Origin of the sequence: Bacillus sp. FSL E2-8900 (genome assembly GCF_037966225.1) — a bacterium.
Taxonomy (GTDB): Bacteria; Bacillota; Bacilli; order Bacillales; family Bacillaceae_G; genus Bacillus_A; species Bacillus_A cereus.
The window spans coordinates 381,836-406,990 of the sequence record NZ_CP150193.1 but is presented as its reverse complement, the minus strand read 5'-3'; the positions used below and the strand labels follow the sequence as shown (position 1 = coordinate 406,990).

Sequence of the window (25,155 nt, the reverse complement as noted above, 5' to 3'; positions counted from 1 at the left end):
TACCACTATCGGTAGGAACCTTTTATTTTAATGAATGATTTTACTTCCTTTTGCATTCTCAACAAATTTTTCACTTGATTTGTTAATTGGTGTTTTCAGTAATAACGCAGCAACAATCATAACTACTACGAAAGCACTTAACACAAGTAAATCTCGCGTTACGATATCCCATAGCATTCCGCCTACTGTTTCACGAATTGCGCTAATTGCATATGTGAACGGTAAGAACGGATAAATCGCTTGGAAGAACGCTGGTGTCATTTGGATTGGGAATGTTCCGCCCGATCCTGCTACTTGTAGTACAAGTAAAATGATCGCCATCGATTTCCCAACGTTTCCGAAAATAGAAACGAGTGAGTATACGATACAAACGAAGACTCCACCAATAAATAAACTAAATAACACAAACCAGAACTTATCGACTACGTACGTACCGAGTAAGAATATATCTCCCATCGATACGATAAACGCTTGTGAAAGACCTATCGTTAAGAATGTTAATAAACGTCCGAAGTAAATTTCATGGCTCTTATAATTTGCGCCCTCTTCATGTACTTCTACCGTTAATAATGAAACCATTAATAATGCGCCTACCCATAATGCAAGCACTGTATAGAATGGTGACATCGCTGAACCGTAGTTCGGCATCGCAAATAATTTATTCTCTTTTAAATTGACTGGATTCGCAAAGTAATCACTTTGCTTTTCAACATCGTTTTTCAATAAGCGTATGATGTCTTTTATATCTTCTTCAGATTCAAAATCACGAATTTTATTTGCTAAGTCTTTAATCTTTTTCTCAGTCTCCGGCATTTCAGCTTTAATGTCTACTAATTTCTTTCTACCGTCTACTAAGCCTTTTGATGAATCTTCTAGTAATTTTTTAACATCTGGAAGCTTTTTGTCTGCCTCTTTTAAAATTTGAGATGTGTTTTTAGACATACGTTTCGTACGTTCAATTGCTGTGTTAAAGTTTGGAACGATTTCTGAATCATATGTTGCTAAGAAATCGCCTAATTGAGCTGAAGCATTTTTAGTCGCTTCATTAATGCTTTCTACAACCTCTTTTGTAGGCTTCTGTCCATTATTAATTAGTGTAGTTGCTTTATTCGTTGCATCTATACCTTTTTGAACAGAATTTTGTATTTTGTTCAATTTTGCAATTCCGCCATTAAGGTTTTTTCCGCTATTTACATCTGCTAATACCTTATTTGTGCTTTCTAGAACCGGAATCGCATCACCAATTAGATTATTAGTAGCTTGTAGTTGACCATTTAAATCGTTTAAAGCCACTTTTGTACTATCTAATCCATTAACACCTCTATTATTTACGTCTGCTATAACACCTTCTAAATTATTTTTTGCCTTTTCATATTCATTTTTCACACTATCGTATGCTTCATTTGCATCAGCTTTAGCTTGATTGACTGTGCTGACTGCTTTTTTATAATCTGCTACAAACGTTTCATTATAATCTTTTTCCGCTTGATCAATTAATCCATTTGCTGCATCTAACTTTTGATTCGCTACATCTGTTACATCTTTCTTTACTTCTTGTCCTGTACCGATAACATTTACAATATCTTTAATACCCTTGTTTGCATTTTCCATACCGCTTTTTAGCTTAGTTAAGCGATCCACTCGCCCTTGGAAAAAGCTTTGACCAAAATCAGTCGTCGCTGACTTTTGAAGTTCAGTAAATACATTAATAAGATATGCAATACTATCTGTACGCCCTTGAAGATTTTCAGAAACCGCATTAAGGTCTTGTTTTGCCTTTTCTGGATCAAACTGACCATTTTGCAATCCATTCACAACACTTTTTCCGTATGCTGTTCCTGCACGTGCTGAGTTTAAAACGTTATTAACTGTTTGATTAATGTTTCTTGCAATGTTTTTATAACCTTCATCATTCATCTTTGAAAGATCAGGGCGTGCTGGGAACTCCGGTAATCCCTTCATACCAGAAAGGTCTATCCCTGGATTCATTAAAAAGTTCGTAAAAGCATTGGCCTTATCCATTACATCTTTTGCTACAGTTAAATTGTTTCTCATTGTTCCAGGTGCGTTCTTTAAAGTTTCATCATTATTTGCAAAGAACTTATCTAAATTCCCTAATGCTTCTTGCCCATCATTAATAACACTCTCTACAACCGGCAACTCTTTTTGCGCTACTTTTACAACATCTTCTGCTCGAGTTGCATCATCTAACGCCTTATCCATAAGTGTATTCATTTCTGGGAACTGCGCTTCTAACTTAAATACAAGATCTTTTACTTTTTCGATACTTGGTAAGTTTGTTTCTAAATCGATTCCAAGATCATTGAAAATTTTAAAAATCTCACCGTTTGCTGTTTTTACAAAGTTTTTACTAATTTCTTCTGTAATACCTGATGCACCTTTTGCTGTAATCTTCGGTGCAATCGCGTTTACTTTTTCATTCACATAGTAATCCAGTTCTGGTTTTTTAGGATTTTCATCCAGAACAGTTGCAATTTTTTCAGAGAAATCTTTTGGAATCGTAATACTTGCATAATAATCTCCACGCTCAACTCCGTAAATTGCTTGTTTTTCATCTACAAATTTCCAGCCAAGATTTTTGTTTTTCTTAAGGGAGTCTACAATCTCTTTCCCAATATTAATATCTTTCCCTCTTAAATTAGAACCTGCATCTTGGTTAGAAACTGCAATGGGAACCTCTTTTGTATTTCCATACGGATCCCAAGAAGCTTTAATGTTAAACCATGCATATAACGATGGTAAAATCATTAATCCTAAAACAATAACAATTGCAGCCCAATGTTTGGCTACATTCCGTAAATCTGTCTTATAAATACGCCAAATCTGTTTCATAGAAGTTATCACCTAATTATATATTTTTCCTTCTTTAGAAAATGATACATACATTTTGCAATTATATCACTTTCTACATCGTGTATTAACCAAAAACGTACTATTTTTTCCCATTAACTTTCACTTACTTCATTATATAACGAAGTGAGTCAAAGTATGAATACAAAATGACCAAATCGGTTTTACATTCAATAATAACAAATATATATGAAATGTCATAAAAAATACAAGTATTTTCTCTTGGAAATACTTGTATTCCTAAAAAAAATCCTCACAGCTTTTATTCTCTGTGAGGATTTCTTCTATTATATATCTAATTGAACCTCTACACCGAAATGATCTGAAATTACATTTCTGTTTGTACCATTAAAAATAACTTTTGAAGAATGAACTTTTTTACTTTGGTTACACAATATTAGATCGATTCGCAAATTATGTTTATTTTCATCCCAACCAGCAATCTCGCCTTGGACAGTCGTTCCTTCATCCTTCTCTATTGCTAATTCATATGTGTCATACAACCCTTTTTGCATCATATACTCATAACCTTCGCCTTCCAAGCGAGCATTGTTATTAAAATCTCCCATTAAGAAGGCGAGCTTATTACTATCTACACGCTCCATCAAACGATCGACTTGACCTTTGAATGACTCTTCTTCATCATTCCACCAACCGAGATGACAAGAGTAAAACGTTATATCCTTACCATTATAAGCAATTGTTGCACTTACAATTTTACGCGTTTTCCAATACGTTGTATCCTCGTTTTCTGAAATGAAGAACGTATCTTCTTTTATAATATTATGCTTCGTTATAATCGCTAATCCTTCTTCATACACGTCATAACCAATATGAGAGAAATCCCAAGTAATATTGTAATCTTTTACATGTAGCGCTTTTAACTCTTCAAATAGTAAAAGTCCAAAATTATCTTCTTTCTTGTTACCGCATACATTTTCAGCTTGTATGGACTGACTTACTTCTTGCAATGCGATGACATCGTACTCTTCTTCTTGAATTACTTTAGCAAGGTATTGTATCTTTTCTATTTGATTCTCTTCTTGCCAAGAATGACAGTTTAAAGTTAGCAATTTCATATTATTACGCACCTAACATATCTTGAATGTCTGACTTTAATACGTCAGCTTTCGGACCATATACCGCTTGTACACCTTTATCTTTTACAATAAGCCCTAAAGCACCATTTTGTTTCCACTGTGCTTCTGGTGCAACAACATCTAAATCTTTTACTGTTACACGTAAGCGTGTCATACAAGCATCTACGTCAGCAATATTTTCTTTTCCACCTAATAAATCGATAACTTTTGTTGCTAATGAACCGTCTTGTACATTTCCTGTTCCTTCTGATGCCTCATCTTCATTATCAATATAGTTACCTGCACGCCCTGGTGTTGGTAAATTGAATTTTTTAATTAAGAAATTAAATAGTGTAAAGTTAAGACCGAAGAACACTAATGAAACAATAACAAAGTTGATTAAGTCTCTTGTTAAACCTGCGTTAACCATCATTGGCGTACGAGTAATTAACTCAATAAATCCAAATGCATGAACACGTAAGTTAATTAAATCAGCTAGCGCGAATGCAAGTCCTGTTGTAATAGCATATACAACATATAATACTGGAGCAATAAACATGAACATGAATTCAATTGGTTCTGTTACACCTGTTAAGAATACTGCTAATGCTGCTGATAAAAACATTGGTTTATATTTTGCACGCTTTTCTTTATCAACGTTACGGAACATCGCAAATGCAATCCCCATTAACGCTGCTGTTGAGCCGATAACTTGTCCAGCTTTGAAACGAGCTGGTACAACGTTATTTAATAAATCGTTATATGCCTTCGTATCTCCATTTGCTAATAAATTATTTAAATCTGTAATCCATGCAAGCCATAATGGATCTTGTCCTGCTACAACTTGTCCAACTTTTGAACCAGTTAGCATCGTATATGTTCCGCCTAGCTCTGTATAGTTCATCGGAATCGTTAACATATGGTGTAAACCAAATGGTAATAATAAACGCTCTAACGTTCCATATACAAACGGTGCAACAACTGGTGCACTATCTTTTGAAGCTGCAATCCAGCGACCAAATTCATTTAACCCACTTTGGATGAATGGCCATAGAAGTGATAATACAATCGCAGTAACTGTAGACCAAAGAATTACAACGAATGGTACAAATCGTTTTCCATTAAAGAATGCTAATGCCTGTGGCAGTTTATTATAGTTATAATATTTGTTATATAAAGTAGCTCCTAAGAAACCTGTGATGATCCCTACGAACACTCCCATGTTTAATGCAGGTGCACCAAGTACAGAAGTAAAGTAATCTTTTACAATTAAATCTCCCGCTATTACTGAAGAAACTTTCGCTTTTGAATCCGCTAACATTTCAGCGTTTACCCCAAATATAGCTCCTGTAATTCGGTTTGTTAAGACGAATGCTAATAGCGCTGCAAATGCACCACCCGCGCGATCTTTCGCCCAAGATCCCCCAATTGCTACTGCGAATAAGATGTGTAGATTTGTAATGATTGCCCAACCGATGTCTTCCATTACGCGAGCGATTGTATGAACTGCGTTAACATCCCCAGCAGACATACCAATTAACTTACCGATGGAAATCATTAAACCAGCTGCTGGCATTACGGCTACAACAACTAATAACGCTTTCCCGAACTTTTGCCAAAAATCAAAAGACGTAATTTTCATCTGTTCTTCCTCCCCTTTATTTATAAAAACATAATGATTTAAATTATAATTTCTGTTCCCTTTATGAAAACGATTCCTTATGTTACTTTATTTTTATCCCCTTTACGCAACCGTTTTCATAAATCTATTTTAATAAAAGCGTTTTCACTTTGCAATAGAAATTTATTTTTTTTCATAAAAAAAGATGCTCAAAGAGCATCCTTTTTATTATGAAATGCGATAAACCCTTGTTTCATAAGGTTTTAAAGCAATTGTTGTTACTTCTTCATGTTCCGCAACTTCATAGTTACTTAAAAGCAAACGTTTGCGTTCTAGTGCAAATGAACCCTCATTATACACAGCTTCCTCTTTTGAGATATTACTAATTACAATGACTTTTTCATCCTGTAACGTACGTGTATATGCATAAATTTGTGGATCGTCTTCTAAAAGTAAATCGTACGTGCCATAGTTCAGTACATCGTGCTCTTTTTTCAGGGCAATCATTTTCTTATAGAAATTGAAAATAGACTTTTCTTCATTTTTTTGCTTCTCAACATTAATTTCTTTGTAATTTGGATTCATGCTAAACCAAGGTGTACTTGTTGTGAAACCAGCATTCATCTCATCATTCCACTGCATAGGTGTACGTGAATTATCGCGGCAAGAAGCCCATATAATCTCCATCATATCTTGATGTGGTACGCCCTCTGCAATTTTCTCGCGATATAAATTTTTAATTGCTACATCATCGTAATCTTCAATATTTGGTAACTGAACATTTGTCATACCAATTTCTTGGCCTTGATAAATAAACGGTGTACCATGCATAAAGAAATACATCGCCCCTAGAGCTGTTGCACTTTCACGCCAATATTGTTTATCATCTCCCCATGTTGAAACGATACGTGGTTTATCGTGATTCTCAATATATAAAGCGTTCCATCCTTTATTTTCTAATCCTTTTTGCCATTTCGTTAATACTTTTTTCAATCCTACAACATCAAGGTCTTTCTTCTTCTCTGCATCCCATAAACTTAAATGTTCAAATTGGAATACCATATTGAACTTACCTTGCTCTTCTCCAACCCAAAGCTCAGCATCTTCGATCTTAACACCATTTGCTTCACCAACAGTCATAATATCGTACTTAGAGAATGTATTTTCTTTTAGCTCTTCTAACAAAGGTTGAATACCTTTCACATTCATATGTTTATCAAAAGATGGCACATATTTTAACCCTTTTGGATTTGGCATATCCTTGAGGCCTTCTTCTTTTTTAATATGACTGATCGCATCAACGCGGAAACCATCAATACCTTTATCAAGCCACCAATTAACCGTATCGTATAGTACTTCGCGAACTTCTTTATTCTCCCAGTTTAAATCTGGTTGTTTACGTGAGAATAAATGTAAATAATATTGTTCTGTTTCTTCATCATATTCCCATGCCGAACCATTAAAAATACTTTCCCAGTTGTTTGGCTCCGCACCATCTTTACCATCATGCCAAATATACCAATCACGCTTCGGATTATCTTTAGATGAACGTGATTCAATAAACCATGGATGTTCATCACTCGTATGATTAATAACTAAATCAATAATAAGCTTCATATCACGCTTATGAACTTCATCTAGTAAAGCATCAAAGTCTGCCATTGTACCAAACTCATCCATAATATCTTGATAATCACTAATATCATAACCATTATCATCATTAGGCGACTTATACATTGGACAAATCCAAATTACATCTATACCTAAATCTTTTAAATAATCCAGTTTTGCAATAATACCTTGTAAATCTCCAATACCATCACCATTTGAATCCATAAAGCTTCGTGGATAAATTTGATAAGCAACCGCTTCTTTCCACCATGTCTTATTCATAGTCATTCTCTCCTTTTGCATCCCATCGGAAATTTTATGCAAACGTTTTCGTAACACTATCATAACAAAATATGAACAGTTTGCAACTGTTTTCATTGAACTCTATGTAGATTCTTTATTCTTATGCTTTATTTATTTCTCACAAAGGTAAATCTCATTCTTCACCTCTCCTTGAAACTGGTAGCCCCTCTCTCTTTATAGAAGAAGTTCCTTATATAAAGGCTGTTGAATTTTTTAATGGAGGTAACATCCCTGAAAATTTCAAGCGCTCTGGTTCCTATGTCTATAAACCTATTCCCCTTAAAGGCATTCAAATCATGCAATCCTTTCTTTCTCATGCACCAAATAAAGATGCTAGTATTTGGCATCAATCGCTCATAGGTGCTGTTGAAAATATTTCGCCGAATGAAACGGCTTATTTTCATCGTAAAGCAATTATTGCTCAAGAATACATTACCTCTTGGAAATGCGATGATGAAGAAAATCGAAATATACGCTGGGTTAAAGGTTTACGAGAAAGCTTAGATCCTTATACACTAGGTGACTATGTGAACTGGCCCGATATCGACATTAAAAATTGGCAAACTAGTTATTATGGCTCTAACTTTCACAGATTACGTAAAGTAAAAACCATGTATGATCCTTGTGATGTTTTTCATTTCCAACAAAGTATTCCTCCTTTTCATACGTGAAAAAAGGGGATAACATAAAAAATCATCCAATATACCGTTACCTCGCAGTATGTTGGATGATTCAAGTTGATTTTCTATATCGTTTCAAATTCTTGCTCCTACTCATAAACTTTTACTTACAGATTAATTGTATTTCGTATCATTTTCATGCAATGAATGTAATTTAATATTTGGTACTTTATCTTTTTCAATACCTCTATTATAAGAAACAGGAACTTGAAATTCAAATTGCTTTGTCTCATGTTTTTGTAAATAGACTGGTTTCGGTACTGGATAGCTTTTTGAATTCTCGTTTGCATTATCATATAAAACAACTTTTAATGCTTGTGAATGATTACGATAATTTTTTAAAGTAACAATGCACTTCGGTTGGATATTATCTCCATTTTTCTCCATTCTACACTGGCTATCTTCTTTTTTATATTCTATTGCTTCTACCCCTGTTTTTCCTGCGTAATACCATGTTTTATTCAATGTTTGAAGGATTGTATTTAAAATAAAAGGCATCATTACAATCAAAATACTAGTACCTACTACTTTTATCTTATTCATTTTTCTAAATGTACTAGATTCCTTTTTTCCTAGCCATTTTAAAAATAATATAAATGCAATTACATGTAGTATGAAAGAAACAATCAATATATTTGAGACTTTATAATCCATATAAACATACGTATGTATCGGAACCTTATAGACATTGAATAGTTTTTCCCCAATTAATTCATTATCATTTGGAATTTTTAATAATAACAAAACCCCTATACTGTAACAAATAGCTACTAATCGATCATACTCAATACGAATCATTCTTTCTCCCCTTCACTTTGTATTTTATTATCGATTTTAGCTATTATTACCATACTATACAATCTTTTTATAGAGGATAACGTAAAAAAGTTCCTTATAAATATATAAAGAACCTTATTAATATACACTATGAATTAAAAAATCAATATACAATTTTCACATAGAGATTTCTTCAAAATATGTTGGATCATGTATTGTAATTTTTTTATCTAAAATTGTAACAATGCTATCATTTTTTAATTGTTTTAATACGCTGCTAACTGTCTCTCGAGATGTTCCAGATATTTTGGATATTTCAATTGTTGTAAGTGGACATGAAATTACAATCTTTTCTCCACTCTGTTCTCCTAAATCCTGCATTAAATAATTTAACGTTTGGATAACACGATCTTGTGCATTAGGAATTGTAATATTTTGCACTCGATTTTCGTTCAATTTTAATATAGATGATAATTGCTGAACAACGTACATCAATTGCGTTCTGCTGGACTTTACCATATCTTCAAAGATTACCGTTGGAATATAATATACCTCCACATCCGTCATTGCTTCTGCTGTATAGTTATATCCTCTGTCTGTAAACATACCACCATAAGGAAAAATAGAATACCGCTTTACATAGTCATCGTATAATAAGTTCCCATTTTGATTAACCCGCTCTAACTTTACAAAACCATCTAACATGAAGTAAATTCTTTCCCTTGAATCCCCTTCTAAAAATAAAAATTGACCTTTTTTATAAGTTCGCCAATAAACAAACTCTGTTAAGCCTTTCAATTTTTTTTCTGTTAAATGAGCAAATAATTCGAACTGCTTTAAGTCTTTCACTACGTTCCGTCTATTCATAAAATTCCCTCTCTCTTGCTGTATGTTGGAGCGAAAAATCAAGAAAGCGTATTCAATTTGAATTTTATCATAATTAACTTGTATATTCAGATTTCATCATGAAAACTTTATGAACAATGAATACAAAAAATATTAATAAATAAAAAGAATGAAGTTACTAACTCCATTCTTTTTTACTACTAAGTAGCGTACATAATAATTTTAAACACACATGCATACATTCTGTTTTGAAATAATAGTACCGGCTTTTTCTTCTAGTGCTTCATATACTTTTTCTAAAGACGTAATAATTGTTTTTCTTTTTGGATTTGTATTAACAAAATTAATAGCAGCTTCGATTTTTGGAAGCATGCTTCCCGCAGCAAATTGTTGTTCTTCAATATATTCTTCTAATTGATTCACTGTGACATGCTCTAATTTTTTTTGATTCGGTTGATTATAATTTACATACACATAATCAACTGCAGTTAAAATAACGAGCGTATCGGCATCTACTAATTCTGCTAATTTCTGCGCAGCGAAATCTTTATCGATAACCGCTTCAGTTCCTTTTAACCCTTCTTCAGAATCAATTACTGGAATTCCACCTCCGCCCACAGCTATCACTATGTTTCCATCTTCGACCAAAGAATTAATCACTTTATGTTCATGAATACTTACAGGCTTCGGTGATGGAACAACACGTCTCCATCCTCTACCAGCATCTTCTTTAAACACTGCTTTTGTTTCATCCATTAATTTTCTGGCCTCTTCTTCTGTATAAAAAGGACCAATTGGTTTAGTTGGATTTTTAAATGCCTCATCTTTTTTATCCACAACAACACGTGTTATAACCGTTGCTACATCTTTGTTTATATTCCGTTTTTTCAATGCCTTTTCAATTGCATTTTCCATCCAATATCCAATCATCCCTTGGCTCATTGCCCCACAAGTATCTAATGGCATTGCAGGTGTCTTTTCCGTTTCTGCAGCTTTTTGCTGTAATAAAATATTCCCCACTTGTGGGCCATTTCCATGCGCAATTACTATATCCACATCATTTTCCATTATTTTCACAAGTTGTTCTGCCGTTTTTTCCAACGCTTCTTGCTGCGCTCCCGCAGTAGCTTCTCCAGACTGTATCGCATTTCCCCCTAGTGCAACTACAATTTTTCTTCGTGCCATATTCCAGCCCTCCAGTTGATTTCGCTTTCACAGCGCTTTATAAAGTAATACTGCCTGTAATTAATCCATAAATCGCAAAGAATGCTAAAGCACCAATTGCTACGGATGATGCTAATTCCACTCGAGTAAATATTTGCTTCGAACTCTTTTGCTTTTGAACATTGTAAAAAATAAAAATACCTGGCGCATATAAAGTCATTGTTAATAATAAATACTCTAAACCGGCTGCATAAACTAACCACACGCCATAAATACTTGCGATCAAGCCAATTATTATATTTTTATTTCGATCTGCTTCTTCAGACTTTAAGCTATGCTTCAGTTGATAAAATGCTGAAAAAGCATATGGGATTAAAATAGCTGAAGATGCTAAAGAGAATGCAAAGTTATACGCCTGATCAGAAACGACGAATGTTAACAAGAATATTTGTATTAAACCATTTGTTATCCATAATGAATTTACTGGAGCCTTATTTTTATTTTCTTTTGCGAACCATTTTGGAAATACTCCATCTTTAGCCGCTAAATATGGAATTTCAGAAGCGAGCAAAGTCCAACCTAACCAAGCACCTAATACAGAGATGACTAAACCTAAATTAATAAAGATAGCACCCCATTTTCCAACAACACTTTCAAACAAATAAGCCATAGCCGGATTTTTCAAACCTGCAATGTCTGCTTGCTGCATAAGTCCAAGAGACAATAATGTGATTAAAATGTAAATGATGAGTGTACCAATTAAGCCAATAACGGTTGCTTTCCCTACATCACTTCTATTTTTTGCTCGACTGGATAAAACAACAGCCCCTTCTACCCCAATAAATACCCATAAAGTTACAAGCATTGTACTTTTAACTTGGCTGCCAACTGCTCCCCATGAAAAAGAACCAGTTTGCCCCCAAAATCCATCTAAGAACGTATCAATATGAAACGCAAAGATTCCTATGACAATAAATACAAATACAGGTACTAATTTTGCGATTGTAGTTACTAAATTCACAAGGGCTGCTGATTGAACTCCACGTAAAATTAACATGTGAACACACCATAATAATACGCTTGCACCAATAATGGATTCTACATTTTGACCGCCTTCAAAGATCGGGAAGAAATATCCTAATGAAGAAAACAATAATGTACCGTAAGCTACATTCCCAAGCCAAGCAGATAGCCAGTATCCCCACGCACTATTAAACCCCATAAAATTACCAAACCCTGCTTTTGCATAGCTAAAAATACCACCATCTAAATCTGGCCGTTTTACAGTTAGATTTTGAAAAGATAATCCGAGTGCAATCATCCCAATTCCTGTTATAACCCAGCCAATAATAATGGCTCCAGCACCAGCACCTTTTGCCATATCACTCGCTAAATTAAAGGCTCCACCGCCAATCATAGACCCAACTACAAGAGCCGTTAGTGTAAACAACCCTAATTTCTTATCTTCACCCATTCCACTCACCTCTCTTAAATTGCAATAACAATACAAAAGCAATAGTGAATGATCGTGTCTAAAGGAGGAGAAAGAAGAAAGGAAGACTCCCTTTCTTCTTTACTCCATGTTTCCTAAAGTAGCTGCCATAACCGCTTTAATTGTATGCATTCTATTTTCAGCTTGATCAAATACTTTTGAATGTTTACTGCGGAATACTTCGTCAGTTACCTCCATTTCTTTCAACCCATATTTCTCATAAACTTCTTCGCCATACATCGTTTCAACATCATGAAATGCAGGTAAACAATGTAAGAAAATTACGTTTTCATTCCCTGTTGCTTTAATCATTTTCATATTTACTTGATAAGGTTTCAATAACTCAACACGTTCAGCAAATTTTTCTTCTTCCCCCATAGACACCCATACATCTGTATAAATTACATCTGCACTTGCAACAGCTTCTTCCACATTACTTGTTATCATTACTTGTTCATTATATTTTTTTGCTAAATCAATTACTTCTTGTGCAGGCCATAAAGATTCCGGTGTACAAATACGTACATCCATTCCAACGATTGCTCCACCAACTAGTAAGCTATTAGCAACATTATTTCGCCCATCGCCAACGTAAACGAGCTTCACATTTTTCAATTTCCCTATATGTTCTCTAATTGTTAATAAATCTGCTAGTGTTTGTGTTGGATGCCACATATCTGTTAATCCATTCCAAACTGGCACACCAGAATTTTGTGCTAAAGATTCTACAGTTTCATGATTAAATCCACGAAACTCAATTCCGTCAAACATACGCCCTAACACTTTTGCTGTATCCTCTACAGATTCTTTTTTCCCAAGTTGAATATCACCTTTCCCTAAATATTCAGGATTTGCCCCTAGATCTGTACATGCTACTGTAAATGCACAACGCGTACGAGTAGAAGTTTTTTCAAATAAGAGCGCTACATTTTTACCTTCTAAATAATGATGCGGGATACCATTTTTCTTTTTCTCTTTTAATTCTGCTGCCAAATCTAGAAAATATAACAATTCTTCTTGTGTAAAATCTTTTTCTGCTAGAAAGCTTCTTCCTTTTAAATTTGGTCTAGTCATTAACATAATTCATCCCTACTTTCTCCGTTATTTATACTAAATATCTTTACGAACAATTGGCATACTCATGCAACGTGGACCCCCACGACCACGAGATAATTCCGAACTTAGCACCTCAATCACTTCTATACCGTGTTCACGTAATAACGTATTAGATACATAGTTGCGATCATATGTAACAACTACACCTGGCGCAATTGCTAATGTGTTCGAGCCATCATTCCATTGTTCACGAGCAGAAGCAATTACATCTCCTCCTCCACATGGAATAAGAACTAATTCACTTAAGCCTAATACCTCTTTTAATGCTTCCATTAAAGAAGTACGATGTGTAATTTTAAGAGTTTCCTCATCTGATCCTTTTTCTAAAATATAAATATTCATATTCCCTTTTGGCCCTTGAATGGCTGGGTGAATTGTAAACTTGTCATAATCAACCATTGTAAATACTGTATCTAAATGCATAAATGCTCGACATTTTGGAATTTCTATTGCTAACACTTTCTTAATTTTATTTTGTCGGCTAAAGAGATTTTTAGCTAAACGTTCAATTGCTTTAGCTGAAGTACGAGCAGATACTCCAATCGCAATTGTTTCTTCATTTAAAATTAGCTCGTCGCCACCTTCAATTGGAAATTTATAATCACGATCTAACCAGATTGGTACATTATGCTTTGCAAATCTTGGATGATATTTAATGATGTACTCCATGAATAATGATTCACGTCTACGCGCTGGTTCTCTCATCTTATTTATCGTTAAGCCATCGCCCACGCTAGCTGCTGGATCACGAGTAAAATATAAATTAGGCATTGGATCTAAGTAAAACGGATAGTGATCTTCCATTAATTCATATAAATGTGTCTTCTTACTTGTTTCAATTTCGTTTTTCCGTACACCGCCCATAATTTTTTGAATTAATTCTTCATTTGAAAAAGAAAGTAAATATTCTTTTAAAGTTTGATGTGCAACATTTACGTCGGCCTGTCCTTCTTTTAAAATACGATCAACAAATTCTTCTCGAAGTTTTTTATCTACTAACGCCTCAGCGGCTAGTTTTTCTAAATAAAGAACTTCAACACCCCGATTGCGTAACGTTTGTGCAAAATAATCATGCTCTTTTTGAATAATTGGTAAGTATGGAATATCGTCAAATAATAATTGCTGCAAATAATCTGGCGTCAAGTTTTCCACTTCTTTACCCGGTCGTTTTAATAAAACCGTTTGTAATTCCCCAATTTCTGAAGTAACATGTATCGGATGTTTCATTTGTTGTACCTCCTTTTAAATATGTTTGATGTCTTACAAGTACATAATAAATGCTCTGTACTTTCATCTTTGTGAAAGCATCCACATTATCATTGTGAAATATTAAACAAGTTATTTTTTTAAAATCATACGAATATGTATTTTTATAACAAACTATCTTGCTTTCTCAATAAAAAATACATATATTACGCATATATGTTGAATATTTAACTTCCGTATTTAAACAAAAATCCTGTTTTTAATTTTATTAAAAACAGGATTTTTGCATCTAAATAATTAAATTTAATCTTTCTTCTATAATCTCCCTATCTGATTTCGACTGTGAAATTATAAGGCATGTATCATTTCCACATATACATCCTATTTTTTCTTTCCAATCTAACTCATCAAATAAAACACCAATAACATGTGCATTACCAGGTAATGTTTTAATAACCATTAATTGATCTACACAATCAATTTTTACAACAACTTCTCGTAATTTTTTCTTTAACTTTATATCAGTTTGTAAATGCTCTTCTGAGAAAACTTTATATATCATTAATCCTTCTTGAGAAGGTACCTTCGTTAAGTTTAACTCACGAATATCGCGAGAAACCGTAGCTTGTGTTACTAATACATCTTTTTTTGCTAACAATTCTACTAATCTTTCTTGCTTATCTATTTCATACTCCTTTACAAATTGTTTAATTAACCGTTGTCTTTTTTCTTTTTTCATAAAAGACACCCCTTTTAATATTATAGCTCGCTATAATTTTCATCTGAAAGGGACAGAAAAGAATGTTGCGGAAACGTTCATAGTTTAACTGTAAATATTAAATCAAGCTAAATAAAAAAGAGAAGAACAATATTCTGTTCTTCCTTTTACATTGAAAATCGTTCAATTGTTTGTTTCAAATCAGTTGCTTGCTTCTCTAAATCCTTTAATAATTGATCGATTACTATCATATTTTTAGACTGTTGTAGCGTCACACGTGCCACTTCTTGCGAACCAGCTGACGTTTCTTCAGCAATTGCTGCTACAGCTTTTGTTTGTGCTCCTGTTTGATGAATGTGGCTCACTTGTTCATTCATATAACTACTAATTTGCTGAGTTGCATCGGCTACTTCCATAACACTTGATGACATTTCTTTTAAAATTAATTCCGTAGCTTCCCCACGTTTCGCCTCTTCTTTAGCTATTTTCACTTGTTCTGTCATTTTCATTGCAACTTGTTGTACTTCATCTTGCATATTCCGTAATAACTGCGATATGTTTCTTGCAGAATGATCACTTTCATCAGCAAGTTTACGTACTTCTTCCGCAACAACCGCAAAGCCTCTTCCATGCTCTCCTGCGCGAGCTGCCTCAATAGAAGCATTTAGTGCTAATAAATTCGTTTGGCTAGCAATCGCACTCACAACAGACACAATATGTTCTACTTGTTTCATTCGTTCTTCTAACTTCTGTACATTTTGCATTGAATCTTCATTTTCTTTTGCCAATGTTTGAATACCTTGAATTAAAGACGTAAAGACACGAGTACTATGCCCTAAAGCTTGAACCATTTCTGAAGACAACGTATCAGACTGCTTCGCTTTTTCTTCTACTTCACTTGCAATAGAAGTCGTTGTATCAACAGCAGAAACAATTGCTTGAATTGATGCCGCTGATTGCTCAGCGCCTGAAGAAATCTCTGCAAGTGTCTCAGATACACCTTGCGCTTGTCTCGTTGCTTCGCCTGTTTGTTTTCTAATCTGCTGTACTTGATTATTTGCATACGAAAATGTTGTATCAATATTTTTTACCATGCCCCTTAAGTTTCCTAACATCATATTAAATGCAACACTTAAAGATTTAATTTCATCATCTGTCTTCGGTAATGGAACATCTTCACGAATATCACCCTCAGCTGCTTTTCTTGCCGCTTCCTCTAACTTGCGAAGCGGTTTAATTAAAAATACGGCTGCTCCATATGCTAAAATTCCAGACCATACTACCCCTAATAACATAACGATAATATTATATACTGTTTGACTTACATAACTTTGAAAATAATCGTATATCACGTAAATAAAAAATATACTTGTTGAATATGTAATGAAAGCTAAAACTGTAGTGAATAGCATAAGTTGTGTACGTAATCCAAAAGAAAATGTTTTTCTTTCTTTTTCCATCTTCCCTTTCCCCCTTTTTATAAGCAATATAAATACTACCTATATATTATTATCCATATTTTCATTATAGAAGGATATAGAGATTTTAAAAAAACATTATTTCTTTGAATATCAAATTGCACGAAAAAAATAAAGGATTCTGACAATTTATGACTAATAACAGAAATAAGGGGCAACATTTGTAAAATATATTTTAAACTGGGGGTTTTGTATGATTCAAGTTCGAAATCTAGTAAAATCATTCGGTTCACTTGATGTGTTAAAAGGAATTGATTTAGAAGTAAAAGAAAAAGAAGTTGTTGTTTTAATTGGTGCCAGTGGTTCTGGTAAAAGTACATTACTTCGCTGTCTTAACTTTTTAGAAATGTACGATGAAGGCGAAATTCACTTACAAGGTGAGCGAATTGACCCAAAGCATTCAAATTTAAATAAAGTCCGTGAAAATGTCGGTATGGTTTTTCAGCACTTTAACCTCTTTCCTCATATGACCTCACTAGAAAACATCATAGAAGCACCTATTCACGTAAAAAAATTAGAGAAAGCAAATGCAAAGGATATTGGAACTCAACTTCTCCAAAAAGTCGGCCTTCAAGATAAAGCGGATGTAACTCCTCATCTTCTTTCAGGTGGTCAAAAACAGCGCATTGCCATTGCACGAGCTCTTGCAATGAGCCCTAAGATTATGCTATTTGATGAGCCTACCTCAGCTTTAGACCCTGAACTTGTTGGAGAAGTATTGCAAGTTATGAAAGAACTTGCTGAAGAAGGGATGACAATGGTTATTGTTACTCATGAAATGAATTTCGCAAAAGATGTAGCTGATCGCGTCATCTTTATGGATGATGGAAAGATTGTAGAAGATGCTCCGCCAGCACAATTCTTTTCAGCTCCATCACATGAACGGGCAAAACAATTTTTACGCAACGTTTTATAATGTAACTTTTGTTTCAAACGAAAAGGAATACATTCATACGGTGCACAACTGATCATCCAAATAAAATATTTCAATAACATACTAAAAAACCATCCGTATGATCAATATATAGGAGGGGTTTTATGAAAAGAAAACTATTAACCATTGTTGCTAGCATTACACTATGCACATCTTTCATACTAGGAGCTTGTAGCAAAGAAAGCTCTACTACTTCATCAAATGGTGAAAAAGAATTTCGCTATGCGATGAGTGGATTATACAAACCTTTTAACTATAAAGAAAATGACGGCAAACTTGTCGGTTTTGATGTAGAAATCGGTGAAGCTCTTGCTAAAAAGATGAACATGAAGGCTACGCCAGTTACAAACCCATGGGAAACGCTGATTCAAGGTCTTCAAGCGAAGAAATATGATGTAATACTGGGTAGTATGGCAATTACAGAGGAGCGCTTAAAAGCTGTTAGTTTCTCAAATCCGTACTATCGCTCTGGCGCCCAAATTTTTGTAGCTAAAAAGAATAACGCTATCTCTTCTCCAGAAGATTTAAAAGGTAAGAAAATTGGTGTTGTAAAAGCTAGTACCTTTAAAAATCTTGTTGCAAAATATACGGATCAAATCACAGAATATGACAGCGATATTACTGCTCTTATGGATTTAGAGCCTGGGCGTGTTGACGCAGTAATTACGGATCAAATGGTTGGTCTACGTATGATAAAAGAAGGAAAATCGAATATAAAAGAAGCCGGAAAACCATTAAATCTTGATGAAATGGGAATTGCTATTCGCAAAGATGATAAAGAAATGGTTGAGAAAGTAAATAAAGCGTTAGATGAAATCATTAAAGATGGTACGTATGAAAAGATTAGTAAAAAATGGTTCGGGCGTAATATTCTCGGTGAAGAGGAAAAAACGAAGTAAGTTAGCCATTCAAAAGATTCATAAACAATGCCCCACTGATTAAATGTTCATTTTATGTGGGGCATTTCATTCTCTACTAAAATCTATACAATATGAGGTGAAACGCATGTTTGAAATTTTTATCTCTTCCTATCCCACACTCTTAAAGGCTACTATTGTCACATTACAATTAACATTAACTTCCCTAGTACTCGGTTCATTAATTGGATTATTATTCGCTTTCTTTCGAATCTCTAACAATAAAGTTTTAAATAGTATCGCTCATGTCTACATTGCTATTATTCGTGGTACACCTTTAATTGTTCAAATTGCCATTCTATATTTTGGAATTACATCCGTTGTTGTTTTCACCCCTTTTTGGGCAGGTGCAATCGCTTTAGCAATTCATAACGGTGCATATATTACGGAAATTTTCCGTGGATCTATTCAATCCGTTGACCGGGGACAATTAGAAGCAGCTCGCTCTTTAGGCATGCCTTATCCTTTAGCTATGCGACGAATTATATTACCACAAGCATTTCGTCTGTCTCTTCCTCCTCTAGGAAACCAATTTATTATCGGATTAAAAGATTCTTCACTTGTTGCTTATGTAGGAATGTCCGAATTATGGGGTTCAGGTTTATCAATTGCAGCAGGTAACTTCCAACAATTAGATACTTACATAATCGTTGGTGCATACTATCTCGTACTTGTTCTTCTATTTACTTATTTTGTTAATCTTTTAGAAAAACGATTACAACGAAAAGAAACTAACTCCGTCCAAGTCCATAAAAGGAACAAAAAGGAAGTTTCTTTATAAGAAAAAGCAAGCCTGAGATGGCTTGCTTTTTCATTGCAAAAATATATTAATTTTTACTGATTTACTTTTTTAATACTCTTTTCTTCTTCTATATGTTCCTCACGATATGAAATATTATGAGGATCTAGTCCATTTCCTAAAGAACCATAGAAATGCTCTCTATGCGGATCCACTAATTCACTTCCTTGATAATACACACGTGGTGTATTCCATAGCGCTGCCAAAGCTTTTGTCATCGGCATCTCATGATAGCGTTCCGGCCACATTTCTTTAATCTTCTCTTTTACTAACGGATAGTATTTAGAACTCATAGCAGGAAACAGATGATGTTCTGTATGATATGAGAAATTGAAATGTAAAACGTCTACCCAGCGCGGCACTGTTACTGACAAACAGTTTGCTAACGGATCATTTACTGGAACAATTGGATTTAAGCGGTGATTTGTTGCGATATATGCCATTACAATAAAGTTAGCAATTAACAACGGAATGACATATGCAAATAACCATTTTCCAGGTCCCATAATAAACAATAAACTAATCCAAACTGTCCAAGGCAAAAGAAGTTGAAGCCATACAGATTTTTGATTGGATGACTTGAACTCTTTTATAAAATGAAAGAACATTCGAGTCGAATGCAATGTAAATTGAATTGTTAGTGACAGAAAACTAAAGAATGAACGTACATGTAAAGGCATACGATATACCCAACTCAAAAACTTACTCTTCTTAAGTTTCTCAAGTGTCGGCCATGCATCTGGATCATTCTCTTCATGCTGTGTATGAACATGATGCGTTGCATTATGCCACTTTCTCCAAAGCTTTGGCCCTGTTGATAATGGCATAAATGCAATCGCGCCTAAGAAGTCACGAAGCCATGCCTTTCTTACAACAGTTCCATGTAAAATTTCATGCCCTAAAAATCCTAGTGAAGCAAAACATAATCCAAGAACAATCGCAATTCCTAGATTCGCCCACACATTCAATTCAAATACACCAATCGATATTAACCCCGCCAATGCCACAAGCAAATAAGCCAGTCCACCAAATAAACGAGTAGGCACTGGTTTAAATGCTTTTTTCGGCAAATGTGGTGATACACGTGCTGCATACCACCCAAACGTATGAAGCTCCTTCATCCTTTTGCTCCTTTCTTATGCCGCGCCTTGCGCAACTTACATATATCAATTCTTGCTTCCAGATTGATTTTACTAGATGATCCAAAAAGCATCTATTATAAGGAAAATATACTCACTCTATCGTCACTTATTTTTCGCTTTTATTATCAATGAAAAACATTTCTCTTTTTACTCTCTATCAACCTTTCCACATGATGAATCATAACAATAGAATTTCTATATTGTCAACACCTTTTATGACCTAGTAATAAAAGGTGGTTATATTTTTATAATCATACTTTATTTCACTAAAGAAAATGTATAGATTCCATAAGGATTTACCCACTATATATAGACATTTTCTTAAACGCCATAGACTCTATCTCATTCAATAACTCCCTATGTAATCAACAAACAGAATCCCTTGAATTTAGTTTTATATAAATCCTACCACTTCATAATGCCCCATCTAATTAATTATATTAAAATAATTTATAACCTCTTTTAATAAAAATAGACTACTTCTAAAACAACACACATGAATTTCATATAATATGGAAATATTAAAAGGAAAATTGTTCTAAAATCAGGAGGTTTCCGCAATGACAAGTGATACATTTCCACAACTGCCGCTATCTTATTGGATTGAATCTACTCAGTTTCCTACTTTCCCTCGTTTATCCGAAAATATAAAGACGAAAGTTGCTATTATCGGTGCTGGTATTACAGGTATTACTACCGCCTATTTACTTGCAAAAGAAGGCATCGATGTTGTTTTAATTGATTCTGGTCGTATTTTAAATGGAACAACTGGGCATACAACAGCGAAAGTAACAGCACAACATGATCTTATTTATGATGAATTAATAAATCATTTCGGTGTAGAAAAGGCCGGGCTTTACTATGAATCAAATAATCAGGCTCTACAATTCATAAATGAAACTGTTCAAACATATAAAATCGACTGTAATTTCTCAAATGAAGATTCATATTTATATACAACTACCGATAACGGATTAAGAAATTTAACGAAAGAATATGAAGCTTATCAAAAATTAAATATACCTTGTGACTATGTTCAATCTCTATCGATTCCTATTCCAGTACAATCTGCACTTGTAATGAAAAATCAAGCACAATTCCATCCCCTTCTTTATTTAAAAACACTTTTAGAAAAGTTTGTGGAGATGGGCGGAAAGCTCTACGAACAAACAACAGCTATGGATGTGGAAAAGGGAGATTATCCACAAATAATTACAAAAGAGGGCCATCATATCACTTGTGAATATGTCGTCTCTTGTTCACATTTTCCTTTTTATGATGCGAATAGCTTTTTCTTTACGCGAATGTACGCAGAACGCTCCTACGCTCTTGCAATAAAAGCAAAAACAGATTATCCAGGTGGCATGTATTTAAGTATTGATGATCCAAAGCGCTCCTTACGCTATATAACAAACAATGGAGAAAAATTAATTTTGATTGGCGGAGAGAGTCATAAAACAGGACAAGGAATAAATACGATGCTTCATTATGAAGCACTCTATTCTTTTGCTGAAGCAACTTTTGGAATAGACGAAGTTCCTTATAGATGGTCAGCACAAGATTTAATCACTCTAGATAAGCTTCCTTATATCGGACATATTAACGAAAGAAATCCAAATATATTTGTTGCAACTGGATATCGCAAATGGGGAATGACAACTGGAACTGCTGCCGCTCACCTACTGAAGGACTCCATCCTAAAAGTTCACAGTCCCTATAAAGAACTGTATGCACCATCACGCTTCCATGCAAATCCAGATATAAAAACGTTCCTCTCCCAAAACATTGATGTTGCGAAACATTTAATTGCAGGAAAGATTGAAACCGCATTACGTAAGCCAGAAGATCTCGAAGTTGGTGAAGGATCTGTCGTACATGTTAACGGTAAACGAGCAGGTGCTTATAAGGACAAAGAAGGAAAATTACATATCGTCGATACAACTTGTACACATCTCGGCTGTGAAGTTGAATGGAATAATGGTGATTGTACTTGGGATTGCCCTTGCCATGGTTCTCGTTTTTCAATTGAGGGAGACGTTCTTGAAGGCCCAGCAGATCAACCGTTAAAACGAGTTGATAATGAGTAAACAAATAAAGAAGTTCAACAAAATTACTGTTGAACTTCTTTATTTGTTATAAACCCTTTTCAGATAAAATTCGACACAAGGAGGAAAATATTAACATTAAATAAAATAATATATTCATCTACAAATTAAAAGGGGTGAATATTATGCAACCTTCAGCTCCACCTCATCTAGAATCTACAGAAACTATCTTTCCAAGCTCTATTACAAAACTTGTTGTTTTTATTTGTTGGCTAGCCATTTTAGCTGATGGATATGATTTAGGTATTTACGGTGCCGTTCTACCAAAGCTCCTAGAAGACAAAAGCTGGGCGCTATCACCAGCGCATGCTGGTACAATTGCAAGCTATGCTTTATTTGGGATGTTTATTGGAGCTATTCTAGTTGGAACGATTACAGATCTAATTGGGCGTAAATGGACGCTTATATGCTGTTTAGCACTTTTTTCTATCACAATGGGTTTAGCGGCTATCGCTCCTTCTCCTGAGTTATTTGGATTATCTCGATTTATAGGAGGAATCGGATTAGGCGGTGTTATCCCTACGGCTTCAGCACTCACTGTTGAATATTCACCCAAAAAAAGGAAATCTTTTATTTATGCTCTTATGTTTACTGGCTATCCTTTAGGTATCGTGTTAGGTGCTATTTTGTCCATGCTTATGTTAGAAGATTTCGGATGGAGAATTATGTTTGGTATCGGAATGATTCCACTACTCCTCATTCCTTTCATTATTCGCTATTTACCCGAGTCCATTCAATTTTTATTATCACGTAATCGCCAAGAAGAAGTGAACCAAATTCTTAATCGTTTTCAAATTGAATTTCATATAAAAAATAAAACTCATCAAGCTCCATCTACTATACGAAAGAAAAATGAATTTTTCACTTTATTCTCAAAAGAATATATAAAAGCAACACTACTTTTTTGGATCACTTATATAATGGGAATGTTTTTAATATATGGTTTAAACACTTGGTTACCACAGATGATGCGCCAGGCGGGATATCCTCTTGGATCTAGTCTGTCTTTTCTACTTATGCTAAATATTACCGCAGCTATCGGCGCATTATTTGCTGGAGCAATTGCTGATCGTATAGGCGCAAAAATTGTTATTAGCATCTCTTATCTTATGGCAGCCATATGTATCGGACTATTAACAATCAAACCATCTGTTACAATCATTTATCTTTTAATTGGCCTTGCTGGTATTGGATCAGTCGGTATTACTCAAATATTAAATGCATATGTAACACAATACTTCCCATCACATATCCGAGCTACCTCCTTAGGCTGGGGACTGGGGCTTGGCCGAGTTGGTGCAATTGCTGGCCCAATTCTCGTCGGTATTATTATGACAATGCAATATGACTTAGCATGGAATTTTTACTTATTCTCCTTTGCAGGTCTTATCGCAGCTATATCTGTTTTCTTCATTCCTACAAAATAAAAAGAGCACAAACTTACTTGTGCTCTTTTTCATATGCTTCAAACAACATATCTCGAAACAATGTATTTAAACTCTCAATATCGATTCCTGATCCCTTTTCAATTCCTTTTACATATTGCTGATAGTAATGAATTTGTTCTTCTAAAAATTGATTTAGCACCTTAATTTTCAATCCAACATCTAATTCAGTACCTGCTTTTTTCTTTATTAACAACTTTTCAATTTCATCTAATACGCTACGTTCTAATGATAATTCTGTAATTAATCGGTCAAACTCTACAGGAGGTAAAGTCGTTTTCTCTTCTAGCCACTTACAAGCTAAAATGGGACGTAATACATAAAAGTACTTTTTCAGCTTTACATTCTCACCTTGCAAAAATTCACGATAATTTTTCGACGCCATATGTAAATAATGATATATCGTTGCTTTTGGATCAAAATTCTTCTCACTCATCTGTTGAAGTAGTTCTGGAAAATTAGAGTTTTTCGAATAAAAAATTGGTGATCGAATCCACTCAAGTAAAGCTGGGTTCGACTTCGCGAATAGTTGCAACGCCTTTTTAATATCCCAACCACTTATATCTAAATCATCACTAATTGGATATTCAATTACATCTCGTTTGTCATGAATTGATAAATACCATTCTACCGGATGTATATAAACAAACCTAACATCATAATCGCTATCTTTCGATGGAAACCCCCAAGCACGACTCCCTGATTCCACCGCAAATAAAATTTTTACATCATTCTCTTTTTCAATTCTTTCTAACTCCAACTCGATTTTCTCTCTCATTTCATAACATCTCCATTTTTTGATTATTTCCTTGGAAATTCGACAATACACTATTAATTTTACTACATACTAA

Annotated in this window: 19 protein-coding genes and 1 pseudogene; 6 read left to right on the top strand and 14 right to left on the bottom strand. The window is 34.3% G+C overall.

Features of this window, described 5'->3' with window-relative positions; genetic code table 11:
- Nucleotides 1-27 precede the first annotated feature (27 nt).
- From NST90_RS02115 to NST90_RS02100, 4 genes are all read right to left on the bottom strand, one after another.
- A complete protein-coding gene (locus tag NST90_RS02115) occupies nt 28-2,853 on the bottom strand; it encodes a YhgE/Pip domain-containing protein (protein ID WP_098955596.1) in 2,826 nt (941 codons plus the stop codon).
- A 305-nt stretch (nt 2,854-3,158) separates the two neighbouring features.
- Nucleotides 3,159-3,950, bottom strand: a complete 792-nt coding sequence (locus tag NST90_RS02110) for an endonuclease/exonuclease/phosphatase family protein (protein WP_283748307.1) — start codon at nt 3,948-3,950, stop codon at nt 3,159-3,161.
- 4 nt (nt 3,951-3,954) lie between these two features.
- The gene (locus NST90_RS02105) at nt 3,955-5,592 is read right to left on the bottom strand and encodes a PTS transporter subunit IIBC (protein WP_000705560.1); all 1,638 of its coding nucleotides are present in this window, start codon (nt 5,590-5,592) and stop codon (nt 3,955-3,957) included.
- A 207-nt stretch (nt 5,593-5,799) separates the two neighbouring features.
- Nucleotides 5,800-7,464: an alpha-glucosidase gene (locus NST90_RS02100; RefSeq protein WP_283748308.1), complete on the bottom strand. Its 1,665-nt coding sequence runs from the start codon at nt 7,462-7,464 to the stop codon at nt 5,800-5,802.
- Between the two features lie 155 nt (nt 7,465-7,619).
- Between NST90_RS02100 and NST90_RS02095 the strand changes: the two are divergent.
- Nucleotides 7,620-8,156, top strand: a pseudogene (locus tag NST90_RS02095) (BBE domain-containing protein); the annotation flags it as partial.
- Nucleotides 8,157-8,279: 123 nt separating this feature from the next.
- On the opposite strand, the gene NST90_RS02090 reads toward NST90_RS02095, so the two are convergent.
- From NST90_RS02090 to NST90_RS02055, 8 genes are all read right to left on the bottom strand, one after another.
- On the bottom strand, nt 8,280-8,963 hold the full coding sequence (locus NST90_RS02090; RefSeq protein WP_098955595.1) for an ABC transporter permease: 684 nt from the start codon (nt 8,961-8,963) through the stop codon (nt 8,280-8,282).
- Nucleotides 8,964-9,119: 156 nt separating this feature from the next.
- Nucleotides 9,120-9,809, bottom strand: a complete 690-nt coding sequence (locus NST90_RS02085) for a Crp/Fnr family transcriptional regulator (protein ID WP_001081905.1) — start codon at nt 9,807-9,809, stop codon at nt 9,120-9,122.
- Nucleotides 9,810-10,010: 201 nt separating this feature from the next.
- The gene (gene arcC, locus NST90_RS02080) at nt 10,011-10,973 is read right to left on the bottom strand and encodes a carbamate kinase (protein ID WP_000113950.1); all 963 of its coding nucleotides are present in this window, start codon (nt 10,971-10,973) and stop codon (nt 10,011-10,013) included.
- Between the two features lie 37 nt (nt 10,974-11,010).
- The gene (gene arcD / locus NST90_RS02075) at nt 11,011-12,426 is read right to left on the bottom strand and encodes an arginine-ornithine antiporter (protein ID WP_000503412.1); all 1,416 of its coding nucleotides are present in this window, start codon (nt 12,424-12,426) and stop codon (nt 11,011-11,013) included.
- Nucleotides 12,427-12,525: 99 nt separating this feature from the next.
- A complete protein-coding gene (gene argF / locus NST90_RS02070; protein WP_000930291.1) occupies nt 12,526-13,524 on the bottom strand; it encodes an ornithine carbamoyltransferase in 999 nt (332 codons plus the stop codon).
- Nucleotides 13,525-13,554: 30 nt separating this feature from the next.
- Entirely contained in the window at nt 13,555-14,787 is a 1,233-nt protein-coding gene (gene arcA, locus NST90_RS02065; protein WP_000682331.1) for an arginine deiminase, read from the bottom strand.
- Between the two features lie 268 nt (nt 14,788-15,055).
- Nucleotides 15,056-15,505 carry an arginine repressor gene (gene argR / locus NST90_RS02060; protein WP_000711826.1) on the bottom strand — a complete coding sequence of 150 codons (450 nt, stop codon included), beginning with the start codon at nt 15,503-15,505 and terminating at the stop codon, nt 15,056-15,058.
- A 146-nt stretch (nt 15,506-15,651) separates the two neighbouring features.
- Nucleotides 15,652-16,944 carry a methyl-accepting chemotaxis protein gene (locus tag NST90_RS02055; RefSeq protein ID WP_283748309.1) on the bottom strand — a complete coding sequence of 431 codons (1,293 nt, stop codon included), beginning with the start codon at nt 16,942-16,944 and terminating at the stop codon, nt 15,652-15,654.
- 211 nt (nt 16,945-17,155) lie between these two features.
- Here NST90_RS02055 and NST90_RS02050 point away from each other — a divergent pair, with 211 nt between their 5' ends.
- From NST90_RS02050 to NST90_RS02040, 3 genes are all read left to right on the top strand, one after another.
- Complete coding sequence (locus NST90_RS02050; RefSeq protein ID WP_000616923.1) at nt 17,156-17,878, top strand: amino acid ABC transporter ATP-binding protein; 723 nt, start codon at nt 17,156-17,158, stop codon at nt 17,876-17,878.
- Nucleotides 17,879-18,000: 122 nt separating this feature from the next.
- Nucleotides 18,001-18,795, top strand: a complete 795-nt coding sequence (locus NST90_RS02045) for an ABC transporter substrate-binding protein (RefSeq protein WP_000823753.1) — start codon at nt 18,001-18,003, stop codon at nt 18,793-18,795.
- Nucleotides 18,796-18,838: 43 nt separating this feature from the next.
- Entirely contained in the window at nt 18,839-19,594 is a 756-nt protein-coding gene (locus tag NST90_RS02040; RefSeq protein WP_116269189.1) for an amino acid ABC transporter permease, read from the top strand.
- Between the two features lie 53 nt (nt 19,595-19,647).
- Here NST90_RS02040 and NST90_RS02035 read toward each other — a convergent pair whose 3' ends face one another.
- Nucleotides 19,648-20,733, bottom strand: a complete 1,086-nt coding sequence (locus NST90_RS02035) for an acyl-CoA desaturase (RefSeq protein ID WP_000661226.1) — start codon at nt 20,731-20,733, stop codon at nt 19,648-19,650.
- Nucleotides 20,734-21,314: 581 nt separating this feature from the next.
- On the opposite strand from NST90_RS02035, the gene NST90_RS02030 reads away from it, so the two are divergent.
- Both NST90_RS02030 and NST90_RS02025 read left to right on the top strand, forming a co-directional pair.
- Nucleotides 21,315-22,841, top strand: a complete 1,527-nt coding sequence (locus NST90_RS02030; RefSeq protein WP_000199978.1) for an FAD-dependent oxidoreductase — start codon at nt 21,315-21,317, stop codon at nt 22,839-22,841.
- Between the two features lie 143 nt (nt 22,842-22,984).
- Entirely contained in the window at nt 22,985-24,286 is a 1,302-nt protein-coding gene (locus tag NST90_RS02025) for an aromatic acid/H+ symport family MFS transporter (RefSeq protein ID WP_283748310.1), read from the top strand.
- Nucleotides 24,287-24,299: 13 nt separating this feature from the next.
- Here NST90_RS02025 and NST90_RS02020 read toward each other — a convergent pair whose 3' ends face one another.
- Nucleotides 24,300-25,082: a nucleotidyltransferase domain-containing protein gene (locus NST90_RS02020; RefSeq protein WP_001208237.1), complete on the bottom strand. Its 783-nt coding sequence runs from the start codon at nt 25,080-25,082 to the stop codon at nt 24,300-24,302.
- Between the last annotated feature and the right edge of the window lie 73 nt (nt 25,083-25,155).

What these genes read in the sequence shown, in the direction of transcription:
- NST90_RS02105 (WP_000705560.1), bottom strand. Translation starts at nt 5,592, where the DNA reads ATGAAAATTACGTCTTTTGATTTTTGGCAAAAGTTCGGGAAAGCGTTA.
- arcD (WP_000503412.1), bottom strand. Translation starts at nt 12,426, where the DNA reads ATGGGTGAAGATAAGAAATTAGGGTTGTTTACACTAACGGCTCTTGTA.
- arcA (WP_000682331.1), bottom strand. Translation starts at nt 14,787, where the DNA reads ATGAAACATCCGATACATGTTACTTCAGAAATTGGGGAATTACAAACG.
- NST90_RS02040 (WP_116269189.1), top strand. Translation starts at nt 18,839, where the DNA reads ATGTTCATTTTATGTGGGGCATTTCATTCTCTACTAAAATCTATACAA.
- NST90_RS02055 (WP_283748309.1), bottom strand. Translation starts at nt 16,944, where the DNA reads ATGGAAAAAGAAAGAAAAACATTTTCTTTTGGATTACGTACACAACTT.
- argR (WP_000711826.1), bottom strand. Translation starts at nt 15,505, where the DNA reads ATGAAAAAAGAAAAAAGACAACGGTTAATTAAACAATTTGTAAAGGAG.
- NST90_RS02035 (WP_000661226.1), bottom strand. Translation starts at nt 20,733, where the DNA reads ATGAAGGAGCTTCATACGTTTGGGTGGTATGCAGCACGTGTATCACCA.
- NST90_RS02110 (WP_283748307.1), bottom strand. Translation starts at nt 3,950, where the DNA reads ATGAAATTGCTAACTTTAAACTGTCATTCTTGGCAAGAAGAGAATCAA.
- NST90_RS02020 (WP_001208237.1), bottom strand. Translation starts at nt 25,082, where the DNA reads ATGAGAGAGAAAATCGAGTTGGAGTTAGAAAGAATTGAAAAAGAGAAT.
- NST90_RS02100 (WP_283748308.1), bottom strand. Translation starts at nt 7,464, where the DNA reads ATGAATAAGACATGGTGGAAAGAAGCGGTTGCTTATCAAATTTATCCA.
- NST90_RS02045 (WP_000823753.1), top strand. Translation starts at nt 18,001, where the DNA reads ATGAAAAGAAAACTATTAACCATTGTTGCTAGCATTACACTATGCACA.
- NST90_RS02050 (WP_000616923.1), top strand. Translation starts at nt 17,156, where the DNA reads ATGATTCAAGTTCGAAATCTAGTAAAATCATTCGGTTCACTTGATGTG.
- arcC (WP_000113950.1), bottom strand. Translation starts at nt 10,973, where the DNA reads ATGGCACGAAGAAAAATTGTAGTTGCACTAGGGGGAAATGCGATACAG.
- NST90_RS02030 (WP_000199978.1), top strand. Translation starts at nt 21,315, where the DNA reads ATGACAAGTGATACATTTCCACAACTGCCGCTATCTTATTGGATTGAA.
- NST90_RS02025 (WP_283748310.1), top strand. Translation starts at nt 22,985, where the DNA reads ATGCAACCTTCAGCTCCACCTCATCTAGAATCTACAGAAACTATCTTT.
- argF (WP_000930291.1), bottom strand. Translation starts at nt 13,524, where the DNA reads ATGTTAATGACTAGACCAAATTTAAAAGGAAGAAGCTTTCTAGCAGAA.
- NST90_RS02090 (WP_098955595.1), bottom strand. Translation starts at nt 8,963, where the DNA reads ATGATTCGTATTGAGTATGATCGATTAGTAGCTATTTGTTACAGTATA.
- NST90_RS02115 (WP_098955596.1), bottom strand. Translation starts at nt 2,853, where the DNA reads ATGAAACAGATTTGGCGTATTTATAAGACAGATTTACGGAATGTAGCC.
- NST90_RS02085 (WP_001081905.1), bottom strand. Translation starts at nt 9,809, where the DNA reads ATGAATAGACGGAACGTAGTGAAAGACTTAAAGCAGTTCGAATTATTT.